Source organism: Oleiphilus sp. HI0125, from assembly GCF_001635355.1.
Genome location: NZ_LWGF01001046.1, coordinates 1 through 1,260, shown reverse-complemented (window position 1 = coordinate 1,260; position 1,260 = coordinate 1). Strand labels below are relative to the sequence as shown.

1 protein-coding gene is annotated in these 1,260 nt (G+C 45.2%); it reads left to right on the top strand.

The annotated features are described in order from the left end of the window. Nucleotides 1–179: 179 nt before the first annotated feature. The gene (locus A3762_RS17965) at nucleotides 180–1,196 is read left to right on the top strand and encodes a hypothetical protein (RefSeq protein ID WP_068756954.1); all 1,017 of its coding nucleotides are present in this window, start codon (nucleotides 180–182) and stop codon (nucleotides 1,194–1,196) included. Nucleotides 1,197–1,260: the final 64 nt, after the last annotated feature.

The following is a 1,260-nucleotide window of genomic DNA, read 5'->3' as shown; positions in this document are numbered from 1 at the left end:
TATGCATTACGCTATCGTGTGCGCTTAACGGGCTTATGGCAATGAATGCCAATGCGCATGGTGACTTTCTCCACATATAACCGTCTACGCTCACTTCAAGCATTTAAGCTTCGTGGCAAACACAAGATCATATTCAGAACGATGACTGGAATATCCCGGGTATACTCCGCAATGAAGCCATGCACGCCAGTGAAGAAGGTTTGAGCCTCAACGACGCAACACTGGGTTTTGTTTGGGCTAATGAATCAGGTTTTTTCACAAACACAGAGCTTGGCGCTCATGAACATTCAAGCGATGTGGAAACTGAAATCGAACAAGCCTTCTTTGGTTATCATTGGACACATACTTCAGGACATATCAAATTAGAAGCAGGTAAAATGAAAGGCGCTTTTTCGCTACAAAATGGCCAGCATCCTAATGAACGGGCGTTCACTGAGCCAACACTTTCAGCTCTCACCGCATTGGAAGGCACATACTCTAATATCGGTCTCCGCGCACAATTCATGAACTGGCATGGAGCGCAGGGCTTAAGTACTTATGGCATTGAAATTTGGGATGGAGAGAATTACCCAGGAAGCGATCACAGCGATCAGCCTGCATTTGATCTGTTTGCACGTTACCAACATACCGTTGAACGACTACAAGCTACTGTTGGTATATGGGGTCTTTTCACAGATGTAAAACGTCGCAGAGATAACATTCCCGATGACCACGTTCACTCATCAGGCACAGTTCGAACACCGACTCTTTTTACAGGTAATGAGACCCTTTATGGCCTTGAAAGCATCATTAAATGGCAGCAGTCTTCGGAGCTTTCGTATCAACTAGAAATCTCCGCGTTACAGAGACACAGTGATGGAGAGTTATCTGATGCAACAAGAGTGTCGAGCCTTGATGCAAGTATGCGTGGTGGCAACATAAACGTATCGATTCAATATCAGAAACACAACTTGTCGATTGGCTATGAAGAATTATCAACCGATAACGGACTCAGCGGCCCTGGCGCTCCGATTCTCGGCGAGCAAGCTGGATTGCAACACGCGGATCATACGTCATCGAGAGCAAGCCTCTCTTATAGCTACTCAATACAAGAGGGCCTCATGCTTCGCGTTGAGTATATCGATGATCAAACGACACAAAATGCACAAGACTTTGCTCGATTAGCTTTATATTGGGGAGACCAGTACGCACTTTAAAAAGAAAAAAGCGCATGTTGATCATGCGCTTTTTGATACTTAAGCCGCCTTAGCCTTTAAATCA